This is a genomic window from Novosphingobium sp. P6W, assembly GCF_000876675.2.
Taxonomy (GTDB): Bacteria; Pseudomonadota; Alphaproteobacteria; order Sphingomonadales; family Sphingomonadaceae; genus Novosphingobium.
Genome location: NZ_CP030352.1, coordinates 1,290,660 through 1,311,351 on the forward strand (window position 1 = coordinate 1,290,660; position 20,692 = coordinate 1,311,351).

Annotated in this window: 18 protein-coding genes and 1 other RNA gene; 12 read left to right on the forward strand and 7 right to left on the reverse strand. The window is 63.5% G+C overall.

What is annotated here, in order from left to right; translation table 11 throughout:
* Positions 1-309: 309 nt before the first annotated feature.
* The gene (locus tag TQ38_RS06265; protein WP_043976316.1) at positions 310-2,940 is read left to right on the forward strand and encodes a TonB-dependent receptor; all 2,631 of its coding nucleotides are present in this window, start codon (positions 310-312) and stop codon (positions 2,938-2,940) included.
* Positions 2,941-3,474: 534 nt separating this feature from the next.
* Here TQ38_RS06265 and mtgA read toward each other — a convergent pair.
* The 3 genes from mtgA to TQ38_RS06280 all read right to left on the reverse strand — a co-directional run bounded on the left by mtgA (position 3,475) and on the right by TQ38_RS06280 (position 6,284).
* Positions 3,475-4,140, reverse strand: a complete 666-nt coding sequence (gene mtgA, locus TQ38_RS06270) for a monofunctional biosynthetic peptidoglycan transglycosylase (protein WP_043976315.1) — start codon at positions 4,138-4,140, stop codon at positions 3,475-3,477.
* A 196-nt stretch (positions 4,141-4,336) separates the two neighbouring features.
* On the reverse strand, positions 4,337-5,242 hold the full coding sequence (rpoH, locus tag TQ38_RS06275; RefSeq protein ID WP_043976313.1) for an RNA polymerase sigma factor RpoH: 906 nt from the start codon (positions 5,240-5,242) through the stop codon (positions 4,337-4,339).
* Positions 5,243-5,339: 97 nt separating this feature from the next.
* Positions 5,340-6,284 carry an RluA family pseudouridine synthase gene (locus tag TQ38_RS06280; RefSeq protein WP_043976311.1) on the reverse strand — a complete coding sequence of 315 codons (945 nt, stop codon included), beginning with the start codon at positions 6,282-6,284 and terminating at the stop codon, positions 5,340-5,342.
* 30 nt (positions 6,285-6,314) lie between these two features.
* On the opposite strand from TQ38_RS06280, the gene TQ38_RS06285 reads away from it, so the two are divergent.
* The 4 genes from TQ38_RS06285 (at position 6,315) to rnpB (ending at position 8,682) form a co-directional block, all read left to right on the forward strand.
* Positions 6,315-6,710, forward strand: coding sequence for a Mov34/MPN/PAD-1 family protein (locus TQ38_RS06285; protein WP_370059788.1), 396 nt, complete (start codon positions 6,315-6,317; stop codon positions 6,708-6,710).
* Positions 6,711-6,764: 54 nt separating this feature from the next.
* On the forward strand, positions 6,765-7,427 hold the full coding sequence (locus tag TQ38_RS06290) for a histidine phosphotransferase family protein (RefSeq protein ID WP_043976307.1): 663 nt from the start codon (positions 6,765-6,767) through the stop codon (positions 7,425-7,427).
* Between the two features lie 27 nt (positions 7,428-7,454).
* Complete coding sequence (locus tag TQ38_RS06295) at positions 7,455-8,159, forward strand: N-acetylmuramoyl-L-alanine amidase (RefSeq protein ID WP_043976456.1); 705 nt, start codon at positions 7,455-7,457, stop codon at positions 8,157-8,159.
* An 8-nt stretch (positions 8,160-8,167) separates the two neighbouring features.
* An RNA gene (gene rnpB / locus TQ38_RS06300) (RNase P RNA component class A) lies at positions 8,168-8,682 on the forward strand.
* A gap of 113 nt (positions 8,683-8,795) precedes the next feature.
* Here rnpB and TQ38_RS06305 read toward each other — a convergent pair.
* The gene (locus TQ38_RS06305; RefSeq protein WP_043976306.1) at positions 8,796-9,581 is read right to left on the reverse strand and encodes a metallophosphoesterase; all 786 of its coding nucleotides are present in this window, start codon (positions 9,579-9,581) and stop codon (positions 8,796-8,798) included.
* A gap of 265 nt (positions 9,582-9,846) precedes the next feature.
* Here TQ38_RS06305 and TQ38_RS06310 point away from each other — a divergent pair, with 265 nt between their 5' ends.
* Entirely contained in the window at positions 9,847-10,611 is a 765-nt protein-coding gene (locus TQ38_RS06310; protein ID WP_043976304.1) for a TorF family putative porin, read from the forward strand.
* Between the two features lie 82 nt (positions 10,612-10,693).
* Here TQ38_RS06310 and TQ38_RS06315 read toward each other — a convergent pair whose 3' ends face one another.
* Positions 10,694-11,404, reverse strand: coding sequence for an SIMPL domain-containing protein (locus tag TQ38_RS06315; protein ID WP_113941956.1), 711 nt, complete (start codon positions 11,402-11,404; stop codon positions 10,694-10,696).
* A 144-nt stretch (positions 11,405-11,548) separates the two neighbouring features.
* Between TQ38_RS06315 and TQ38_RS06320 the strand changes: the two genes are divergently transcribed.
* From TQ38_RS06320 to TQ38_RS06345, 6 genes are all read left to right on the forward strand, one after another.
* Positions 11,549-11,980: a VOC family protein gene (locus TQ38_RS06320; protein ID WP_043976300.1), complete on the forward strand. Its 432-nt coding sequence runs from the start codon at positions 11,549-11,551 to the stop codon at positions 11,978-11,980.
* A gap of 208 nt (positions 11,981-12,188) precedes the next feature.
* A complete protein-coding gene (locus TQ38_RS06325) occupies positions 12,189-13,625 on the forward strand; it encodes a glycosyl transferase family protein (RefSeq protein ID WP_043976299.1) in 1,437 nt (478 codons plus the stop codon).
* Complete coding sequence (locus TQ38_RS06330; RefSeq protein ID WP_043976297.1) at positions 13,622-14,770, forward strand: hypothetical protein; 1,149 nt, start codon at positions 13,622-13,624, stop codon at positions 14,768-14,770. Before TQ38_RS06325 ends, TQ38_RS06330 begins: the two co-directional genes overlap by 4 nt.
* A gap of 46 nt (positions 14,771-14,816) precedes the next feature.
* Complete coding sequence (locus TQ38_RS06335; RefSeq protein ID WP_043976295.1) at positions 14,817-15,731, forward strand: sulfite exporter TauE/SafE family protein; 915 nt, start codon at positions 14,817-14,819, stop codon at positions 15,729-15,731.
* A gap of 41 nt (positions 15,732-15,772) precedes the next feature.
* Entirely contained in the window at positions 15,773-16,492 is a 720-nt protein-coding gene (locus tag TQ38_RS06340; RefSeq protein ID WP_370059797.1) for a TIGR02186 family protein, read from the forward strand.
* Positions 16,493-16,646: 154 nt separating this feature from the next.
* Positions 16,647-18,293 carry an ATP-binding protein gene (locus tag TQ38_RS06345; protein ID WP_240198011.1) on the forward strand — a complete coding sequence of 549 codons (1,647 nt, stop codon included), beginning with the start codon at positions 16,647-16,649 and terminating at the stop codon, positions 18,291-18,293.
* Between the two features lie 17 nt (positions 18,294-18,310).
* On the opposite strand, the gene TQ38_RS06350 is transcribed toward TQ38_RS06345, so the two are convergent.
* Both TQ38_RS06350 and TQ38_RS06355 read right to left on the reverse strand, forming a co-directional pair.
* On the reverse strand, positions 18,311-19,750 hold the full coding sequence (locus TQ38_RS06350) for an MATE family efflux transporter (protein WP_082057738.1): 1,440 nt from the start codon (positions 19,748-19,750) through the stop codon (positions 18,311-18,313).
* Positions 19,747-20,493: a 7-carboxy-7-deazaguanine synthase QueE gene (locus TQ38_RS06355; RefSeq protein ID WP_043976289.1), complete on the reverse strand. Its 747-nt coding sequence runs from the start codon at positions 20,491-20,493 to the stop codon at positions 19,747-19,749. Before TQ38_RS06355 ends, TQ38_RS06350 begins: the two co-directional genes overlap by 4 nt.
* Positions 20,494-20,692 lie beyond the last annotated feature (199 nt).

The window sequence follows — 20,692 nt, forward strand, 5'->3', positions numbered from 1 at the left end:
GAAGTGATTGATTTTCTCTTGTGAATGCGTCTCGCAGGTGCAGCAATCGGTTTTCAGTTGGCGTGACATTTATGCCACCGACCACTATGCAGCACAACATTTAACGCTATGAAATAATTAGGAAAAAAACGGAAAATAGTGCGGATGTGACCATAGTGTCACAAAATTTCGCGTCGTTGTAGCTAAATGATTCCCAAATGTCAGAAAGTTGTCATATCTCGCTGCTCTTAGCAGCCGCAGCAATCATGTGGCGCAAGCAGTTCGTCGCAAGTTGTGACCACTTCAGTCTGACAAGCTCAGGGGCATAAAATGAAATCCCACACCTTCCTCAAGATCGCTACCAGCACGCTGGCGCTCGGCGCCGCCGCAGCAGCGCTTCCCGCTTTCGCCCAGTCGACCGGTTCGGCCGACTTTGATGGCGACGCCATCATCGTCACCGGCGGCCGCATCAACGACATCGTCGGTGTCCGCACGCCTGATTCGCCCAAGGCCAAGGTCGAGATCGGCAAGGAATTCATCGCTTCGCAGCGCGCTGGCCAGTCGGTCAACGAGATCATCAACCTCGTTCCGGGCGTCAGCTTCACCAACAACGACCCCTGGGGTTCCAGCGGCGGCTCGTTCACGATCCGCGGTTTCGATTCCAGCCGTATCGCCCAGACCTTCGACGGCATTCCGCTGAACGATTCGGGTAACTACGCGGTCTATTCGAACCAGCAGGTCGACGCCGAGATCATCGAGACCGTCAACGTCAACCTGGGCTCGACCGACGTCGACACCCCAACCGCTGCTGCGGTTGGCGGCACCGTCAACATCAACACCAAGGTTCCGGACGATCAGTTCGGCGTGATGACCAGCCTGTCCTACGGCGACATCGCAGCCAAGGATTCGGGCGGCGAAGACCGTTCGTTCCAGCGCTACTTCGCCAAGGTCGAGACCGGTGAGTTCACCTCGATCGGCACCAAGGCTTACTTCACTGGCTCGTTCGCCCGCAACGGCGCCACCTTTGCCAATTATGGCAAGGTCCAGAAGAAGCAGTTCAACACCAAGATTTACCAGCCGATCGGCGACAACGGCGACTTCATCTCGCTGTCGGGCCACTATAACGAGAACCGCAACAACTTCGGTGGTTCGCCGCTGCGCGCCAGTGCGTTCAACAGCGACAAGTCGAGCCGCTTCTACGAAGTTGCCGGCGGCATTCCCTGCACCGTTAGCCAGACCAGCGTAGTCAACAGCTGCGGCACGTCGTTTGAGCGTCGCTACAACCCTTCGAATACCGGCAACGTTCGCCTTGCCTCGCTGTTCACGCTGACCGACAAGCTGACCCTTTCGGTCGACGCTGCCTATCAGTACACCAAGGCTAACGGCGGCGGCACCACGTCGGCTAACGAGGGTCTTTATACGCGCGCTGCGGTATTCAACACCACGACTGGCGCCCTCATCACCCCTGCTTTCTCCGGCACAGGCAACTACGGCGGCGCTTTCTACTTTGGCCGCGACCTGAACGGTGACGGCGCGATCGGCCAGGTAACCCTGGTGCAGCCCAGCCAGACCAAGACCAACCGCTATGTCGCGATTGCCAACCTGTCCTACGAGTTGAACGACACGAACCGCGTTCGTCTGTCGTATTCGTTCGACCGCGCGCATCACCGCCAGACCGGTGCAGCCGGCTTCCTGAAGGCCAATGGCGAGCCGTTCGACGTGTTCCCGGTCAACGATCCGCTGACCGACAGGGCCGGCAACGTCCTGCAGAAGCGTGACCGCGACTCGTACGCCACGCTGCACCAGATCGCTGGTGAATATCGCGGCGACTTCCTGAACGACCAGCTGACCGTCCTCGTTGGCGTTCGTGCACCGTTCTTCAAGCGCGACCTGACGCAGAACTGCTTCACCACCTCCTCGGGCGGTTTCGTGGACTGCGTACCTGCTGACCAGCAGGCCGCTTACATCGCTGCCCGTCCGTACTCGTTCAATGCGACGACCGGCCGTGCTTCGGGTGCTGCCCTGCCGGGTTCGCGCAAGCTGGACTACGACAAGATCCTGCCGAACGTCGGCGCCGTGTTCAAGATCACGCCGGAAGTCAGCATCGCGGGCAGCTATGCCAAGAACCTGTCGGTTCCCAGCACCGATGCCCTCTACAACGCTTTCTACTTCCCGGCCGATAGCGACGCCGCTTACCGCGTGCCGGAATCGTCGAACAGCTTCGACGCCAGCCTGCGTTACTCGACTCCCGTCGTTCAGGCATCGATCACCGGCTGGTATTCGAAGTACAAGAACCGTCTCGTCACCGCCTACGACATCGACGGTAACGGCACCGACACCAACCTGGGTCCGGTCAAGAAGTACGGCGTCGACGCCAGCTTCTCGGTTCGCCCGGTTCAGCCGCTGTCGCTCTACGTCTTCGGTTCGTGGATCAAGTCCGAGATCCAGAACGATGCCGTCACCGGCAGCTGCGCTGCGACCAGCGACATCGCGCTTGCCGGCCTGTGCTACAACGTCGCGCAGACCGATGGTACCACCATCAGCTACCTGCGTACTGCTGGAAAGCGCGAACGCGCTGCTCCTGAATGGCTGTTCGGTGGCCGCGCTCAGGTCGACGTGGGTGACTTCCAGTTCGGTGCCCAGGCCAAGTACACCAGCGATCGCTTCCTGAACGACATCAACGGTGAAGTCGAAACCGTTACCGTTGCCGGAGCGCCGAAGATCATCGCTCCTGGCGGCAAGTTCAAGGCCTACACCGTGGTGGACCTCAACGTTCGCTACAACCTGGAGAGCCTTGGCCTCGCCAAGAGCCAGATCCAGCTCAACGTCTCGAACCTGTTCGACGAATACTACGTCGGTTCGTTCAGCGGCGGTCTGGATACCCTGGCCAGCTCCACCTCGGCATTCGTGAACTTCGGTTCGCCGCGTGCCATCAGCGCCACCTTCATCATGGGCTTCTGATAGCCCTCGATACGGTAGTTGCGTTACAGGAGAGGGGAGGAACCGCGAGGTTCCTCCCCTTTTCGTTTGTGCGTGGCACAAGGCCGTTGCAGGCGCCGCAGCAGTCTGCAATTTTGAGCCAAATAGGGTTTATGCTGGGCATCCGTCAGCCCAAGCACATGGCATGATGCGTCATCGGGTTGGTCTCGTGGACCGGGGTGGGGGCATAGCCGCAGCTGCATAAACCATGCGCCGGATCGGCCCGATCCTTGGCCTCCGGCACGCCTTTTGCCTATGCGAGAAATGCCTGCGCCAAGGGCTTCCTAGAATCCCCTATGACAGCCCGAAGTTGCAGCCGAAGCCGATGCCTTGAATACAGGCTGAGCCGGAATGCATGTGCCGCTGTCCGCACGTTCGGAACGTGAGGGCAGGCCCCTGCCAGCGCCGCGCGCATGGACATTCCCGGCGTCGACCCCATTCCGCTTCGATAACGCGTTTCCCCGGCGTCAGCCGGCACTCAGCAGTGAGCGCTTTTCGGATGCCTGGCGCGCGCGTCTATTCGTAGACGCAGGCATCGTAGCCGTCGCGCTTTACCATGCCGATGCGTCCGGCGATTGTGTTGCCGTAGTGGCGGGTGAAGCCGGAGGGGTTGGTGACGCTGCGGGTCTTGGGGCTGGGCAGGGCGGCGGCCATACGGCCGGCCTCGGCAGTGGAAAGGTTCGCGGCCGATTTGCCCCAATAGCGCTGCGCTCCGGCTTCGACGCCGTACGTGCCGATGCCGGTCTCCGCGACGTTAAGGTACACCTCCATGATCCGGCGCTTGTCCCACAGGTTCTCGATCAGGAAGGTGAACCAGACCTCCAGCCCTTTGCGGGCGTAGCGGGTCCAGCCCTCGCCCTGCCACAGGAACACGTTTTTGGCGGTCTGCTGGCTGATCGTGGAACCGCCGCGCAGGCGGCCGCCCTTGGCGTTGCGCTCCATCGCCTTTTCGATCGCGTCGGTGTCGAAGCCGTTGTGGGTGCAGAACTTTCCGTCCTCGGCGGCGACCACCCCGGCGACCATATTGCGGTCAATGTTGCTGAGCGGCTCCCAGTCCTTGGTGATGCCGTTGCCATCTACCAACATCGTCACTGTCACCGGTGGCGGCACGAAGCGGTACAGCACCACCAGTCCGACGCTGATCGCCACGAACCATAGGATGAACTTGGCAATAAGACGCATGGGCAGGGACGGGCCTTGGTGTGAGGGCGGAGCGCGCGTCCTCTCTAGTCCAAGTCACCGCAGTTGCGCCAGCGTGCTTCGACGGGCTCAGCACGAGCGGGGGGACAAGCAATTGGGCTTGGAAAAGTCGACGCGCTGCGGGCACGAAAAAGCCGGGCCACCCTTGCGGATGACCCGGCTTTTAATGCTTTTGCGATCAGGCGCCGGCGGGAAGCAGGCGCTTGTCGGTGGCGATGCGGTTCATTGCCTTCTGAACCTTTTCGAAGGCGCGTACTTCGATCTGGCGAACGCGCTCCCGGCTGACCGAGTAGACCTGGCTCAGCTCCTCCAAGGTCTTGGGGTCCTCGGTGAGGCGGCGTTCCATCAGGATGTCGCGCTCGCGCTCATTCAGGGAACTCATGGCTTCGACCAGCATGTCGTGGCGCACGGTGGCTTCTTCCGCTTCGGCGACGGTCTGGTCCTGCAGCGGACGGTCATCCGCGAGGATATCCTGCCACTGGCCTTCGCCTTCTTCGCGCAAGGACACGTTCAGCGAGGCATCGCCGCCCATCATCATGCGGCGGTTCATGTTGACCACTTCCTGCTCGGAAACGCCCAGCGTCGTCGCGATCTTCGTGACGTCCCTGGGATGCAGGTCGGTGTCCTCGTAAGCGTCGAGGTTCTTCTTCATGCGGCGCAGGTTGAAGAACAGCTTCTTCTGCGCGGCCGTGGTGCCCATCTTCACCAGGCTCCACGAACGCAGGATGTATTCCTGGATCGAGGCCTTGATCCACCACATGGCATAGGTGGCCAGACGGAACCCACGCTCCGGCTCGAACTTCTTGACGCCCTGCATCAGGCCGATGTTCCCTTCGGAAATCAGCTCGGACACGGGCAGGCCGTAGCCACGATAGCCCATGGCGATCTTGGCGACGAGGCGCAGGTGGCTGGTGACCAGCTGCGCGGCGGCGGCGGGATCCTCATGTTCCGAATAACGCTTGGCGAGCATATATTCCTGCTCGGGAGCCAAGACGGGGAACTTGCGGATTTCGGACAGGTAGCGATTGAGGCTCTGTTCGCCTCCAAGCGCCGGCACGGTCGCGACGTTTCTGTTGTTGCTCACGGTTTATCCGTCCTTTCTAGGTCGGCACGAGGTCAAAGACCCTTGAGAGGCGTCTTAGCTTGCGGCCACCTGTTCATGATAGCACATAAAAGCGATTTCAGTTTCGCAGTTCATCGATCAGTGTCCGCATGTCGTCGGGTAGCGGGCTGGTGAAATGAACCGTTTCCCCTTTAACGGGGTGGACGAAGCCGAGTTCCGCGGCGTGGAGCGCCTGACGCCGAAAATCGAGTCTTTGCAGAACCGCGCGCAAGGAGGAAGGTGTTCGCCCATAAACAGGATCCCCTAGTAGCGCATGACCGATTGACGCCATGTGAACGCGCACCTGATGGGTGCGTCCCGTCTCCAGGCGGCACTCGATCAGGGTGGAGCCGTTCATCAGTTCCAGCGTGCGGAAATGGGTGACGGCATGCTTGCCGCGCCCGTCCTCAACCAGCGCCATTTTCTTGCGGTCATGGTTGGAGCGGGCGATCGAGCCGGTCACGGTCCGTGCGGCAGGAACCGGGCGCCCGCCGACAACGGCCAAGTAGGCCCGCACGATCGAATGGTCCGCGAACTGGACGGCGAGACCTTCGTGCGCCTTGTCGGTCTTGGCGACCACCAGAAGGCCCGAGGTATCCTTGTCGATTCGGTGAACGATACCGGGCCGGGCGACCCCGCCGATGCCGGAAAGCTGGCCCCGGCAGTGGTGTAGCAGGGCATTGACCAGCGTGCCGTCAAGGTTGCCGGCAGCGGGATGGACGACGAGGCCGGCAGGCTTGTCGATCACGATCAGGTATTCGTCCTCGAACACGACGCTGAGCGGAATGTCCTGGGCTACCGCTTCAGCGGGCGCGGCTTCGGGCACTTCGATGGTGAAAGCGGTGCCCGGTTCGACCTTGGAGGAGGCTGACGAAACGGGCGCCCCGGCCAGGCTTATGCGGCCTTCGCCCATAAGCGCCTTGATCCGTTCGCGCGACAGTCCGCTCGCGTCCGCCAGTGCCTTGTCCAGGCGGCCGCCGGGCGCGCCGGTCCGGCCTTCGATGATATTTGATTTAAGCCCCATTGCAGGTACGATTTGGGGATGGAAGTCGAGGTGACAAGTGGCGTTCTGGCCGCACTGCGCGATGAAGCCCAGAAAGCCGGGGATGAGGAATGCTGCGGCCTGCTTCTGGGCGGTATCGAAGGCGATGGGGCCGAGCGGATCGAGGTCGCCGAGGCGGCTGCGAACGTGGCCGCCAACCGCTGCGTTCATTTCGAGATCGACCCGCTTGCACTGCTCGCCGCGCATAAGGCGGCGCGGGGCGGCGGGCGCCGGGTGCTGGGCTACTATCACTCGCATCCTACGGGCGATCCCATACCCTCCGCGACCGATTGCGAACATTCCACCGGGGATTCGCGCATCTGGGCGATCATCGCGCGGAGCGAGGTTGCATTCTGGCGCGATAGCGGGAATGGATTCGTGCAATTGGCCCCGCGCGCGGTGGATTGACGCCGCGTGTCCGAGCGGGGCCGCACGAAAAGAAGACGGAAAGCACCTCATCCCATGACCACGAGTTCGCTCGAACTTGCCAGCCTCCTGTGTTCGCGCCTGTGCCACGACATGCTCAGCCCGGTGGGGGCGCTCTCAAACGGTCTCGAACTGCTGGCGGATGAGAAAGACCCGGAGATGCGGGCGCGCTGCTTTGAACTGCTCGACCAGAGCGCGCGGATTTCCACCGACAAGCTCAAGTTCTTCCGCCTCGCCTTCGGCGCGGCCGGCGGTTTCGGCGAGATGGTGCCGGTGAGCGAGGCCAAGGCTCTGATCGACGCGTTGGTCTCCAACAACGCGCGCGTCACCCTCAACTGGGCGCTGCCCAGCGATTCGCTGCCCAAGCCGGCAATCAAGACGCTGCTGAACTTCGCGCTGATCGGGCTTGAGGCGCTGCCGCGCGGCGGCACGCTTGATATCGCGGCGGAATACCGCGCCGATCCCGGCTCGGGCCATGGCGGCGCCAGCGAGATCGTCGTGCGTTCGTCCGGTCCGCGCATCGCGTTCGACCGGGATGTCGGCCGCGCGCTGGAAGGCACGTTGCCCGAAGGCGACTTGTCCAGCCGCACCGCTCCGGCGGCGATGCTCGACCAGCTTGCCAGGACCATCGGCGGCAAGCTGCAATATGTTCTGGCAGACGACGCGCTGGTGCTCGGCGCGGTCCTGCCCGGGGCCTGATTTGATAACAAGGGGAGGATGCACGAGATGAACCGCTGGCTTGTCAATCGCACCGTCTCCTCCCCCAACTGGAACGAGCGCAAGCTGCCCGTCACGATGGCGGTCCTGCACTACACCGGCATGAAGTCCGCCGATGAGGCGCTGGCGCGGATGTGCGATGCCGAGGCCCAGGTCTCGGCTCACTACATGATCGACGAGGATGGCATGGTCACCTCGCTGGTGCCCGAGGACAAGCGGGCCTGGCACGCCGGCCAGTCCTACTGGCGCGGCATCACCGACGTGAATTCGGCAAGTATCGGCATCGAACTGGTCAACCCCGGTCATGACTGGGGCTACCGCCCGTTCCCCGAACCGCAGATGGACGCGCTGACGCCGCTGCTTGCCGACATCCTCGACCGGCACGACATTCCCCGCGCCAATGTGGTGGCCCATTCCGACATCGCGCCCGCGCGCAAGCAGGATCCGGGCGAATACTTCGATTGGCCGCGCCTTGCCGAACTGGGCCTCGCGCTGGATATCCCGCGCGCGAAGATGAACCTGTTCTACGACAACCCCGGCGCCCTTTACCTCGCGATGGAGCGGTTCGGCTACGACATCACGGATGGGCGCGCCGCCGTGCGGGCGTTCCAGCGGCGCTGGCGGCCGGAAGTCATCGACGGCGAAATCGACGGCGAGATCGGCGCGATACTGCTCGAACTGCTGTTGGAACGCGATACCGGGCGTGCTAGGTGACCCCCGCGCCGGGGAGCCGGGCAGCCGCGTCCTTCGAAAAGCTCAGATGAGCGAGGCGAAGGCCGAGGAAAGTCCGGGCTCCACGAAACAAGGGTGGCGGGTAACGCCCGCCGGGCGAGTGCCGCTCATCCTGAGCTTGTCGAAGGATCAGCGGCGCGAAGCTTAGGGAAAGTGCCACAGAGAGCAGACCGCCAACCCCGCTCATCCTGAGCTTGTCGAAGGATCGAATGGGAAGGTAAGGGTGAAAGGGTGCGGTAAGAGCGCACCGCGCTGCCGGTAACGGTAAGCGGCAAGGTAAACCCCACTCGGAGCAAGACCGAATAGGGGCTGCGCGCCGGCGCTGCGAAAGCGGGAGATCGGCGGGTTCGTTTCGAGCCCAGGCAGCCCGGGTTGGTCGCTTGAGCGGTGTAGCAATACGTCGCCTAGAGGAATGGCTGCCACCGCGGCGTAAGGTCCCCCGGACTTCGGTCCTATGGGGAGACCACGCCAGGAACAGAACCCGGCTTACAGGCTCCCCGGCGCAATCAGGGATCGGCTATCAGGTTTGATCGCTAGCTCGCAAGCGGCGCTGGCCTTCAGGGCCGCTCCCGAAAACCTAGCCAGAACCTCCAGATCAGCCGGAGGGCAGCGCAATTGTCAGGCTGCTTGGCTGTGCGCGGCCGAGTCGTGGGCCTGAATGAACCAGCGTTCCTCCCCTTCCAGCCCGATTGCGGTGAGGGTACCGTGGAGGAAAGCGCCGGTATCGATACCGATGCGGTTGGTGCAGACGTCAGGTTCCGGCGTAATCGTATGGCCGTGGACCACGAAACCACCATAGTCGCCGCGATGGCTCAGGAACGGTTCGCGAATCCAGCGGCAGTCGCGGCCGGACTGGTGTTCCAGGGGAGTATCGGGCCGCACGCCGGCATGGACGAAGACGTAGTCGCCGATGCGTACCATCTTCTTGAAGGCGTCAATGAAATCGATGTCGTCCTGCGGGATCGCCGCGTTCATCAGGCGCTGCAATTCGTCCAGTTCGGCGGATGACGCCGCTTCCGGGTCTACTCCGTAGGACAGGATCGTCTCCAGCCCGCCGAACTTGAGGAAGCTGCGCAGCGCGTCGGTATCGTCGCGGCTGACGAGGAGCATTTCCTCATGGTTGCCCTGGATGAATTCGACGTTGCGCTGGCTGCCCCAGCGGCGGGCGCGCTCGACGACGGCGGCGCTGTCGTGACCGCGGTCGATCAAATCGCCCAGCAGGACGACCGTGGTGTACGCGCGGCCGCGTGCGGCATCGTCCTGCTCGATGGCGAGAATCAGATCTTCGAACAGGTCGGCCCGGCCATGGATATCGCCCACGGCATATACGCGTTCGCCTGAAGGGATCGAGGGGGTCCGCTTTACATCGCGGCGGCCCAGAAGGTTGCGGATCATGGAAATCATTTGTTGCGCCGCAATATAGGGTGCGCTGCAAGCCGGCACAACCCGTCGCTTCTATCGATAGCACCGTTGCGGATGCGACCACCACCCGTGGCATAAAACCCACACTTCATGTCTGAAATATTGCTCAATTGAAATGTTTCTTGTGCGATCTTTGTGTGCAGTGCAGCAATATTGTGTCGTAGCAATTCAGGTCCGCAACGAGACCGGATGAGACGGATGCAGGCAGGGACGAGGCATCAAAGACATAATTTGTGAGGGAACGACCATGCTTTTGTCCGTCCGCGGCGCCATCGGCGCCACTCTCCTTGCGGGAACTGCACTTTCCGCCGCTCCGGCCTTCGCCCAGGATGCCGAGGCTCCCAAGGAAATCACCGTTACCGGCAGCGCTGCCGTGACCAGCGATTACCGTTTTCGCGGCGTGTCGCAGTCGGGCGGCGACGTTGCGATCCAGGGCGGCATCACGGTTTCGCACGCCAGCGGCTTCTACGTTGGCACCTGGGGTTCCTCGATCGACCTCGGCTCGCTTTACGGTAGCACCGAACTTGACCTGTTCGGCGGCTGGACGGGCGCCCTGACCTCGGGCCTGACGACTGACGTCGGCCTGCTGTACTACGCCTATCCCAACGGTACTGGCGGCGATTCCGAATTCTTCGAGCCTTACGCCTCGGTCACCGGCCAGGTTGGTCCCGGCAAGCTCAAGGTCGGTGCGACGTACGCCTGGAAGCAGAGCGCGTTGCCGAACTTCGCGGGCAACAGGAAGTCGGACAACCTCTATGTTTACGGCAACCTCGATGTGGCGATCCCCAGCACGCCGCTGACTGTTTCGGGCCACCTGGGTTACACCGATGGCGCGCTCGCTCCGTCTTACTACTCGACGTCCGACCGCACCGGCCTTGACTGGTCGATCGGCGCCTCGGCTACCGTTTACGGCCCGCTCTCGCTGAGCGTGTCCTACGTCGGTGTGACCGGACCCAGCGTCGATGGCTACACCGACGACACAGTCGTCGCCACGCTGACGGCCTCGTTCTGATAGCGGCAGGCCGACAGGTTTGCAGGAGGACACCCGCCCGGAGCGATCCGGGCGGGTTCTTCGTATCTGCAAAGGCGGCATATTACTTCAGGTAGAAGTCTATCGTCGTGACCACGCGCACCTTCTTGTAGGGCGTGTCCGACTGGCCCCAGCCACCGCCGGAATCGCCATCTCTCGCCTCGACCGAGAAATAGCCCTGCGCCGCGTTCTTGATCGCGCCAACCTGCGATCCGCTATCCTTGGCGAACTGCTCTGCCGCTGCGCGCGCATCGTTGGTTGCGGCTGCCACCATCTCGGGCTTGATGCCATTGAGCTTGGTAAAGGTATAGGCCATTCCCGAACCTTCCTCGAGGATGACGCCGCGCTTTACGAGATCGAACTGGCGGCGCACCGCATTCTGGGCGCGCTTGATGTCGGTTGTGCGAAGGCTCACCCGCTGGCGCACCGTGAAGGTGACGATGCCGTTGTTGTCTTTCACCTGGTTGACGTTGACGCCGGTGGGTTGGAGAGCATCGGCGGGAAAGCCGAGTTCGCTAAAGAAGGCGCGGATCTGCGCGGTGTCGCGGTCGACGCTGGACTGGGCGGTGGCAAGGTCGGACGCGCTGGCGGAATAGCTGATGGTCCAGGTGGCAAGGTCGGCGGTGACTTCCCGCTCGGCCAGGCCTTTGACGGTAACGGCGCGGTCGGCCCTCTGGGCGCGTTTGATCCCGTCGCCCAGTGCGAAGCCGCCGATCACCAGCCCCACCGCAAGGATCGCCGAACTTGCCAGCCAGCGCATGGTTACGGAATTCATGCCGCCTGTACCCTTGCCTGCCGTCTCGCTCGAACTATCTTCGCTCATCGCATCTCTCCCTGATCGTCGCCGCGCTATGCCGGATGACGGCTGTATGCGCGATGAACCGTTCAATTCCATAGATGAACCGAGAAAGCTCGTTCCATGACACGCTACCTGCACACCATGATCCGCGTCACCGATCCCGATGCGACGATCCGCTTCTTCGAACTGGTTGGCCTGAAGGAAACCCGCCGTTTCTCCAGCGATCAGGGCCGCTTCACGCTGATCTACCTGGCAGCACCGGGGCAGGAAGAAGCCGAGGTCGAACTGACGTACAACTGGCCGGCAGAGGACGGCGCGGCAGAGGAATATACCGGCGGCCGCAACTTCGGACACCTCGCGTTCCAGGTCGCGGACATCTACGAGACCTGCCAGCGTCTGCAGGACGGCGGCGTGACCATCAACCGTCCCCCGCGTGATGGCCACATGGCCTTTGTGCTGACGCCAGACGGAATTTCGGTGGAACTGCTGCAGGACGGCCGTCTCGATCCGGCGGAGCCGTGGGCGAGCATGCCCAACGTCGGCAGCTGGTAAACTGTCCTTGCCTCCCGCGTTTTGCTTTCTTTGGCAAAGCGCGGGTTTCGGCTAGCTGAGAGCCTAGTTCGCACCATTTTACATTTGTTAACTTTATGAAATGAACGCCAAAGCGACTGGTGAATTCTCGGTGGGTCATCATACTCCCCCTTGGTGACGGATTGCAGGGGTGCGGTCCGCATGATTTAACGCGACCAAGGGGGAACTGGTGCAGGGGCAAGTGCTGGAATATGTCGCTCTGTGCCTGCAGATCGCGAAGCACGAATTGCTGCTCTTCACGGGATTCTGGTTCATTCTCGGCGCGCTGGACGATTTCGGCGTCGATCTGTGCTGGATCTGGTTGAGGCTGACCGGCCGCGCGCGCTCCGGGCGGATTACCCATTCGGAAGCTTCGGCCCCGCTCGCTGGCCGAGCAGCCGTGGTCATTGCCGCGTGGCGGGAAGCGGCCGTCATCGGCCATACCGTCAGCCATGCCCTGTCGGTCTGGCGGCAGGACGAACTCACCCTGTACCTGGGCTGCTACTGCAACGATCCCGAGACCATTGCAGCGGCGATGGCGGCGGCGGGCAGCGATCCCCGCGTCAGGGTGGTGATCAGCGAAAGTCCGGGGCCAACCACCAAGGCTGATTGCCTCAACCGCATATATGCCGCGCTGTGCAGGGACGAGCAGCGGTACGCGCGGCGGTATAGCTCGGTCATTCTCCATGACGCGGAGGACATGGTCCATCCGGCCGAACTTGCGGTGATCGATGCCGGACTTGCGCACGCAGACTTCGTGCAATTGCCCGTCCGGGCCGAACTTCAACGGGCATCGCCATGGATAGGCGGACACTATGCCGACGAATTCGCCGAAGCCCACGCAAAGGTGATGGTGGTGCGCGATGCACTGGGCGCGGCGATACCGGCGGCGGGGGTGGGCTGCGGCTTCTCGCGCGAGATGATTGCACGCATCGCCCGGCGGCGCGGTGCGGCAGGACGCGGGGAAGGCGGCCCCTTCGCCGCCGAATGCCTCACCGAGGACTACGAGCTTGGCCTGCTGGTCCGGCGCGAGGGAGGGCGTTCGCGGTTCCTGCGGGTCCGGGACGAGAACGGCGAACTGGTCGCCACGCGCGCTTATTTTCCGGCTACACTGGAAGAATCCGTGCGGCAGAAATCGCGGTGGATCCACGGCATCGCCTTTCAGGGCTGGGACAGGATGGGCTGGAGCACAGGGCCTACCGAACTGTGGATGGCGCTGCGTGACCGGCGCGGGCCGCTCACGGCGATCGTCCTGGCCTGCGCCTACGTCTTTCTGATGATCGAAGGGCTTCAGTGGCTTGGTGCGGCGGCCGGGATACATGGGCAGGTCACGGTTTCGCCTTATCTGCACGGGCTGCTTCGGCTTTGCCTTGTCGGTTTCTTGTGGCGGGCGGCATTCCGCTTTGCATTCACCACGCGCGAATATGGCATAATCGAAGGACTGGGTGCGGTGATGCGCATACCGGTCGCCAATGCCATCGCGATTCTGGCGGGGCGGCGCGCGCTCGCCAGCTATGTCCGCTCGCTGCAAGGGCAGGCGGTGCGCTGGGAAAAGACCGAGCACGCAGGGCATCCGTCCCTTCTTCTTCCTTCCATGGGAGAAGCGGCGAGGGGCCTGACGCGATGAGCACCGGCGGCGGTATCTCGCGCGGCCATCCGGTTATCGCTCTGCTTGCGGTGCTGGGCGGCTGGGTCGGTGGGCGCGTAGCGACCTGGGAGCCGCCGGTCGCAGCAGCGCTTCAATGGGCCGCGCCGGGAGCATCCGTGCCGGAAGGCGGCTTCGTGGCCGATAGCCTGGGCGGGCCGCAATCGCTGCCTGGGGCAGGATCGACCCCGGTTGCCGTGGAGGCAGGCCATGTCTACCCGGCAGGCTTCGCAACCGCCCGGCCGGTCATGCCCTATTGGCGCTATGCCATGCACCCGGCGGCGAGCCCAAGGTGGAATGGCGCTCTGCCGGCTCCGGCCGACCTGCCGCTCATACCCGGGCATCTGCGCAGTGAGTTCGCGATGACCGAATCCTTGCCGCGCTTCTATGCGCCGGAACCACCGGGCATGGCCCAAGCCTCTCCGCCTTCGGTATCCGCGAAAGCGCAAGCCGGTCCACCGCGCGTTAGGCGGTGGTCGGCGGATACGTGGGCTTTGCTGCGCCGTGACGAATCGGGCGCCCTAGCATCTCCCGGGGCCTTGCCGGCGACGTATGGTGCCAGTCAGGCCGGTGCGGTGCTGCGGTATCGACTGGCACTGGCAAGCGCCTATCGCCCGACCGCCTACATGCGCACCACTTCGACCTTGGGGCAGTTGCAGGAAACTTCGGCGGCGCTGGGCCTGTCTGCGCGGCCGTTTCCGTCGTTGCCGGTGATCGCGGCGCTGGAGGGACGGCTGACCGAACAAGGCGGCCATCGCCGCTTCCAGCCCGTTGCCATGGCCGTTACGGAGCTGCCATGGTTCGCGCTTCCCGCGGGTTTTCGCGGTGAGGCCTATGCGCAGGCCGGCTATGTCGCCGGCCGCTTTGCCACGCCTTTTGCAGACGGCCAGTTTCGCGGCGACCGCGCGCTGTTCTCGTTCGGCAAAGTTGCTGCACGCATCGGTGGCGGTGTGTGGGGCGGCGCCCAGAAGGGTGCGGAGCGGCTTGATGCGGGGCCGACCGCCTCTATCGCGATGCCATTGGGGCGCGGTACGGCGGGCCGCATCGCGGTCGACTGGCGTTTCCGGCTGGCCGGCGATGCGGTGCCCAATTCGGGACCTGCCCTTACGCTATCCGCAGGTTTCTGATTCGCCGCTTTTCTCGCGGCTGATGCTGCGGTAGCGAGAACCCGCAATGGACGTTTATCTTCCCATCGCCAACCTTTCGGTCAACGGTCTCATCATCGTCGGCCTGGGTGCGCTCACCGGCCTGCTTTCGGGCATGTTCGGCGTGGGCGGCGGGTTTCTTACGACGCCGCTGATGATCTTCTACGGAATCCCGCCGACCGTCGCGGCAGCCTCGGCTGCCAGCCAGGTGACCGGCGCCAGCGTCTCGGGCGTGTTCGCGCATACCCGGCGCGGCGGGGTGGATTACCAGATGGGCGCGGTCATGGTGGCCGGGGGCATCATCGGCACCGGGCTGGGCGCGATCCTGTTCAACCTGTTGGAAAAGCTCGGGCAGATCGATACGGTCATCAATATTCTCTACGTCGTGCTGCTCGGCTCGATCGGCGGGCTGATGGCGAAGGAAAGCATCCAGTCGATCCGGGCAGAGCGTTCGGGCGTGCCGCTGCCCGCGCGCAAGCGGCGCCATCACCCCATGGTTGCAAGCCTGCCGATGCGCTGGCGCTTCTACCGCTCGGGCCTTTATATCTCGCCCCTTGCGCCGCTGCTGCTGGGGATAGGCACGGGCATCCTGACGATGCTGATGGGCATTGGCGGCGGCTTCGTGCTGGTGCCCGCGATGCTCTACATCCTGGGCATGAGCGCCAACGTGGTGGTCGGCACCTCGCTGTTCCAGATCCTCTTCGTCACCATGGCGACGACGATGATGCATGCGCTCACCACCCATGCCGTGGACATCGTCCTGGCCGCGCTGCTGCTGCTGGGTTCGGTCTCCGGCGCGCAAGTGGGTGCACAGTTCGCGCAGAAAGCCAGTCCGGTGAAGCTGCGCCTGCTGCTTGCCGTCATCGTCCTGCTCGTCGCCGGGCGCATGGCGCTGGGGCTGGGCTATCGGCCCGATGAAATCTACACGGTGGCGCCGCTGTGAAGGCATTCGCGTCGTCGCTGCTGGCGCTTTTCGCGCTGGTCATGCTCACCGGCGCCCGCGACCCGATTCTGGTGCCCGAAATCTCGCAGCACGAGGTGAACCTCCAACAGGGCTTCACCGGCACCGAACTGCTGTTGTTCGGCGCTATCCTGACGCCTGAAGGGTCCCGCGCGGCGCAGGATTACGACATCATCGTCGTGCTCAAGGGCCCGACGCAGTCGATCGTCCTGCGCGAGAAGCAGAAAGTGGCGGGCATCTGGATCAACGTCGCCAGCACGGAACTGCGCAGCGCGCCCAGCTACTACGCCATCGCCTCAACCAAGCCGATCGCCGACATCGTCGACGACAAGACCGCCGCGATTTACGAACTGGGCCTGAAATGGCTGCAGCTTTCACCGATCGGAGCGATCGACCCCGAGGAGCAGGCGCGTTTTTCCGCCGGGCTTGTCGATGTAAACCGGCGCAATGGCCTTTATCGCGAGGAAGAGGGCGGCGTGAAGGTGAGCGAGCAGGTGCTATACCAAGCACGCATCGGCCTGCCCTCGCGGGTGCCGACCGGGATTTACACCGCCGAAACCTATGCGGTGTCCAAGGGCAGGGTGGTCGCCTCCGCCAGCAGCCAGGTCGAAGTGCGCAAGCTGGGGATCGAGCGCGCCATCGCCAATTTTTCCGACAATTACGGGTTTGCGTATGGCCTGATGGCAGTGTTCGTCTCGGTGGCGATGGGCTGGCTGGCCGGGCGCCTGTTCGCGCTGATCTGACGGCCGGATATTCACGCAGCGCAGCATCATGGCTGCGCTCATACCGCTCTTAGCCGGAAATTAACCCAGGCAGCTTTAAGACTTGCAATCGGTTGCCAACAATTTTCCGATGGTTGAAGAACAGATGGATGTCGATGGTCTCGATCAGGTTCGCATGCCCCAGGCAGGCACGGCGCCCATGACCGGCGCCGCGCCCGCACATGGTCAGGAACCCATCGGTGTCGTGCTTGAGATCAGCGGGTCGGGCAGCCGCATCGCCTTCGATCTGGAACGCCTGAACGAGATCGCCGCCGACCGCGACCCTTCCGTGGCGCTGTCGGGCCAAGTGAGCAGCCAGGTCAAGATTCGCGTCGGTAATGGCTGGCTGCTGGCCAGCGTGCGTAACCAGAAGCAGGACGCCAAGATGTCCGGCGCGGTTCTGTCCGACGTCGACTTTCTCGGCGAAGGGGAGGAGGAGCGGCTGACCGGGCGCATCATGGCCTTCCGGCGCGGCGTAACGTTCTATCCGATCCCCGGCACACTGGTCTATCCTGCCACAAGCGACGACCTTCGCCAGATCTACGCCAGCGATGGGCGCTCTTCGATTCAGGTCGGCAATGTCTATCCCACCAAGGATATCCGCGCCGGCCTCTATGTCGATGCGCTCCTGGGCAAGCACTTCGCGCTGCTTGGTTCGACCGGCACCGGCAAGTCGACCAGTGCCGCGCTGATCCTCCACCGGATCTGCGAACATGCGCCGGAAGGCCATATCATCATGGTCGACCCGCATGGCGAATATGCCGCTGCCTTCCGCGACACCGGCGTGATCCTAGACGTCACCAATCTGCAGATGCCCTATTGGCTGATGAACTTCGAGGAGCATTGCGAAGTCCTGCTGACCTCGCGCGGGGACGATCGCCAGCTCGATGCCGAAATCCTCGGCAAGGCATTGCTGGAAGCGCGTTCGAAGAACCGGCTGGCCGAGCAGATGGGCAAGATCACCGTCGATTCGCCGATTCCGTATTTGCTGTCGGACCTCGGCATGATTCTCAACAATGCGATGGGCAAGCTCGACAAGGGGCATACCAGCGCGCCCTATCTGCGCATTCGCAGCAAGATTGACGAGATGAAGAGCGACCCGCGCTATCAGTTCATGTTCTCCGGCATGCTGGTGGGCGATATCATGGCCGAGTTCATCTCCAAGCTGTTCCGACTGCCTTCGCGCGGGCGGCCGATCTCGATCATCGATGTTTCGGGCGTGCCGACGGAGATCACTTCCACTGTCGTCGCGGTGCTGAGCCGTCTGGTCTTCGACTTCGCCGTCTGGGCGCGCGAGGAGCAGACCCGGCCGATCCTGCTGGTGTGCGAGGAAGCCCACCGCTACGTCCCTAACGAGAAGAATGCCGACGGTTCCTCCGTCGGGCGCATCCTTTCGCGCATCGCCAAGGAGGGCCGCAAGTACGGCATTTCGCTGGGCCTAATCACCCAGCGCCCCTCGGACCTTGCCGAGGGCGTGCTGTCGCAGTGCGGCACGATTATCTCGATGCGCCTCAACAACGACCGCGATCAGGCTTTCGTGCGCGCGGCGATGCCGGAAGGTGCGCGCGGGTTCCTCGATTCGATCCCGGCCCTGCGCAACCGCGAATGCATCATCTGCGGAGAGGGCGTGGCGATCCCGATGCGGGTGTCCTTTGACGATCTTGAAGAACACAAACGCCCGGCTTCGGCCGATCCCTCGTTCACCCGCCTGTGGAACGAGACCGGCGGCGAGGAGGAGATGGTCCTGCGCACCGTCCAGCGCTGGCGCGCCCAGGGGCGCTAATCACGCGGCCTGAAAGCTCAGCCCTTATAGGCCGCGCGCCAATTGCCCATGCGGTAGTAAGCAAGCGTGATGAGTACCGTCAGCGCCGAGCCGACCGGGTAGGCCCACCACACCGCTTCGCTGCCGATGTAGGGCACCGCCAGCGCGTAAAAACCCAGGCGCCCCGGATAAAGCCCGAGAAACAGGATCACCAGCGGCGGCACGACGGAGCCATAGGCGCGCATCGTGCCGGTCATGATCATTGTCACCGAGACGATCACGAACGAGGCCGTGCAGATAAGCTGGATATGCTCAGCGATCGGCATGGCCGGGCTGTCACCGCCCAGGAACAGCGCCAGCAGCGGATGGTCGAAGATGACGATCAGGGCCGCCACCACCGTCGACATCACCAGATTGGCGCCGAGCCCGGTCATCGTCACCTTGTCGACGCGGCTGTGATCGCCGGCGCCCAGCGACTGCGCGACCATCGCGCTCACTGCCGAACCTATGGCGAAGGCGGGCATCTGCAGGTAGTTCCACAGCTGTAGCGAGGCACCGTAGGCAGCAGCCGCGTTCAGCCCCTCGCGGTTGACGAGGCTGATCATGATGAGACCGGCCGAAGAGACGATCAACATCTGCGCGCCCATTGGCAGGCCCTTGGTCACGACATAACGCAGGTCTGCGCCGCGCGGAATGAGATAGCGCAGTTCCGGTCCGCGCAGCCGCAGCGACAGGTCCTTGCGGTAGATGTGCCAGAGCTGGAACAGCATGCCCGCGGTGTTGGCGCAGGCCGTCGCCATCGCCGAACCCGCGACGCCAAGGGCGGGGAACGGCCCGAGACCCATGATGAGGATCGGGTTGAAGGCGATGTCCAGCGTCACGGCCAGGATCATCGCGTAAAGCGGAGTCTTGGAATCGCCGGCGCCGCGCATGCCCATCGAGACCATCATGTTGATGGTGCCCAGCGGCAGGGTGACGAAGATCACCTGCAGGTAGGCGAGCGCTTCGCCGCGGCTGGCGGCGGGCGTGCCCAGTGCATCGAGCAAGGCGCCGCCGCCCAGCCAGCCGATCGCGCCGGTGATCACCGAAATGATGAGGCAGAAGCCCAGGCCGGTGCCGAAGGTGCGCCGGGCCCCGTCGATGTCTCGCGCGCCGAAGTGCTGGCCAACGCGGACCGTGGTGGCCATGCCGAAGCCGAACACGGCAGCGAACACCAGGAACATCACGATGTTCGCGTTCGCCGTCGCCGCCAGCGCTGCTTCTCCCAGCAGTCGGCCCACCCAGATCGCGTTGACCGACCCGTTCAGCGTCTGCAGCACATTGGACAGCAGCATCGGGATCGAGAACAGCAGCAGCGTCTTGAGGATCGGCCCCTTGGTCAGATCCCCGCGCATAGCCGGCCTTGCGGCGGCCTGCTCCTGAGGCGAGGCAGCACTGGGAGTTTCCTCGCCGAGGGGGATAGGAGATGCTTCGTTCATGTGCCCCTCGTGTCGCCCCAGAGGTGAATGTGCAAGCGGTCGGTAAACCGTAGTCCGTGTAGCGAGCAGAAATCCGCCAGCCAGCCCGAACGCTGCCTGATGACATCGCTGGAGCGGCCTTCGGGCATCAGGAACAGACGCTGGCCGGGGATGGCGTAGGTTTCTTGCAGGGCCATGACTTCGGTGAGGTCGGATTCCTCTGCAATCACGAACTTGAAGAAGGCGCGCGGGTTTGCCGCCCATGCCGAGAGGCGGTCGGGTAGCAGGGCCAGTTCGGCGGGGTTGCCGCTGTGCGCCAGCTTGGGACTGACGTTGTACTGGTGAACCAGTCCATCGAGCGCCGGGTGCGGGGCAACCGTGGAGTTCGTCTCCACCTCCACGTGCATGCCCGGGCGCAGATCGTTGAGCGCGGCAACCATGCGCGCCAGCGCGGCGCCCTGCAGCAGAGGTTCGCCGCCGGTGATGACAAGGCGGTCAGGCACGAGATCGGCGACGGCGCGGGCGAGGTCGCCTTCCTCCATCGTCACCTGATTCTCGCGGCGCTCGAAGGCGAGATCGTCGCGGTGGAAGCGGTTGTCGCCGGTGAAGCGCCATGTGTAGGCGGTGTCACACCACTGGCACGCAAGGTTGCAGCGCGAAAGGCGGACAAAGGTGCTGGGGCGGCCCATGGAAGGGCCTTCGCCCTGCAGCGACGCGAAGATTTCCGGTTCACCCGGCGTGGTGGTGGCGAGAGTCAGGGTCATAAGATGGCGGGGGTTTACACGGTTTATATGGTTCAGGGGAGTACGGCGGCACCTTGCGGTAAAGGCGGCGCTTTTTATAGCGGGGAAGCAGTCGTCATGCAGGGGGCGGGCGGGCACCGCCGACTGAATAGCCGGCCGTCACCCTGAACCAAGTTCAGGGCGACGAAGTCTTCCTCGCAGGTTCGTCACTTACGAAAAA

Coding starts and splice junctions, on each gene's coding strand:
- TQ38_RS06345 (WP_240198011.1), top strand. CDS start 16,647: ATGCCCCAGGCAGGCACGGCGCCCATGACCGGCGCCGCGCCCGCACAT.
- TQ38_RS06340 (WP_370059797.1), top strand. CDS start 15,773: ATGCTCACCGGCGCCCGCGACCCGATTCTGGTGCCCGAAATCTCGCAG.
- TQ38_RS06265 (WP_043976316.1), top strand. CDS start 310: ATGAAATCCCACACCTTCCTCAAGATCGCTACCAGCACGCTGGCGCTC.
- TQ38_RS06355 (WP_043976289.1), bottom strand. CDS start 20,493: ATGACCCTGACTCTCGCCACCACCACGCCGGGTGAACCGGAAATCTTC.
- mtgA (WP_043976315.1), bottom strand. CDS start 4,140: ATGCGTCTTATTGCCAAGTTCATCCTATGGTTCGTGGCGATCAGCGTC.
- TQ38_RS06315 (WP_113941956.1), bottom strand. CDS start 11,404: ATGAATTCCGTAACCATGCGCTGGCTGGCAAGTTCGGCGATCCTTGCG.
- TQ38_RS06280 (WP_043976311.1), bottom strand. CDS start 6,284: ATGGGGCTTAAATCAAATATCATCGAAGGCCGGACCGGCGCGCCCGGC.
- TQ38_RS06330 (WP_043976297.1), top strand. CDS start 13,622: ATGAGCACCGGCGGCGGTATCTCGCGCGGCCATCCGGTTATCGCTCTG.
- TQ38_RS06310 (WP_043976304.1), top strand. CDS start 9,847: ATGCTTTTGTCCGTCCGCGGCGCCATCGGCGCCACTCTCCTTGCGGGA.
- TQ38_RS06350 (WP_082057738.1), bottom strand. CDS start 19,750: ATGAACGAAGCATCTCCTATCCCCCTCGGCGAGGAAACTCCCAGTGCT.
- TQ38_RS06290 (WP_043976307.1), top strand. CDS start 6,765: ATGACCACGAGTTCGCTCGAACTTGCCAGCCTCCTGTGTTCGCGCCTG.
- TQ38_RS06305 (WP_043976306.1), bottom strand. CDS start 9,581: ATGATTTCCATGATCCGCAACCTTCTGGGCCGCCGCGATGTAAAGCGG.
- TQ38_RS06335 (WP_043976295.1), top strand. CDS start 14,817: ATGGACGTTTATCTTCCCATCGCCAACCTTTCGGTCAACGGTCTCATC.
- TQ38_RS06320 (WP_043976300.1), top strand. CDS start 11,549: ATGACACGCTACCTGCACACCATGATCCGCGTCACCGATCCCGATGCG.
- TQ38_RS06295 (WP_043976456.1), top strand. CDS start 7,455: ATGAACCGCTGGCTTGTCAATCGCACCGTCTCCTCCCCCAACTGGAAC.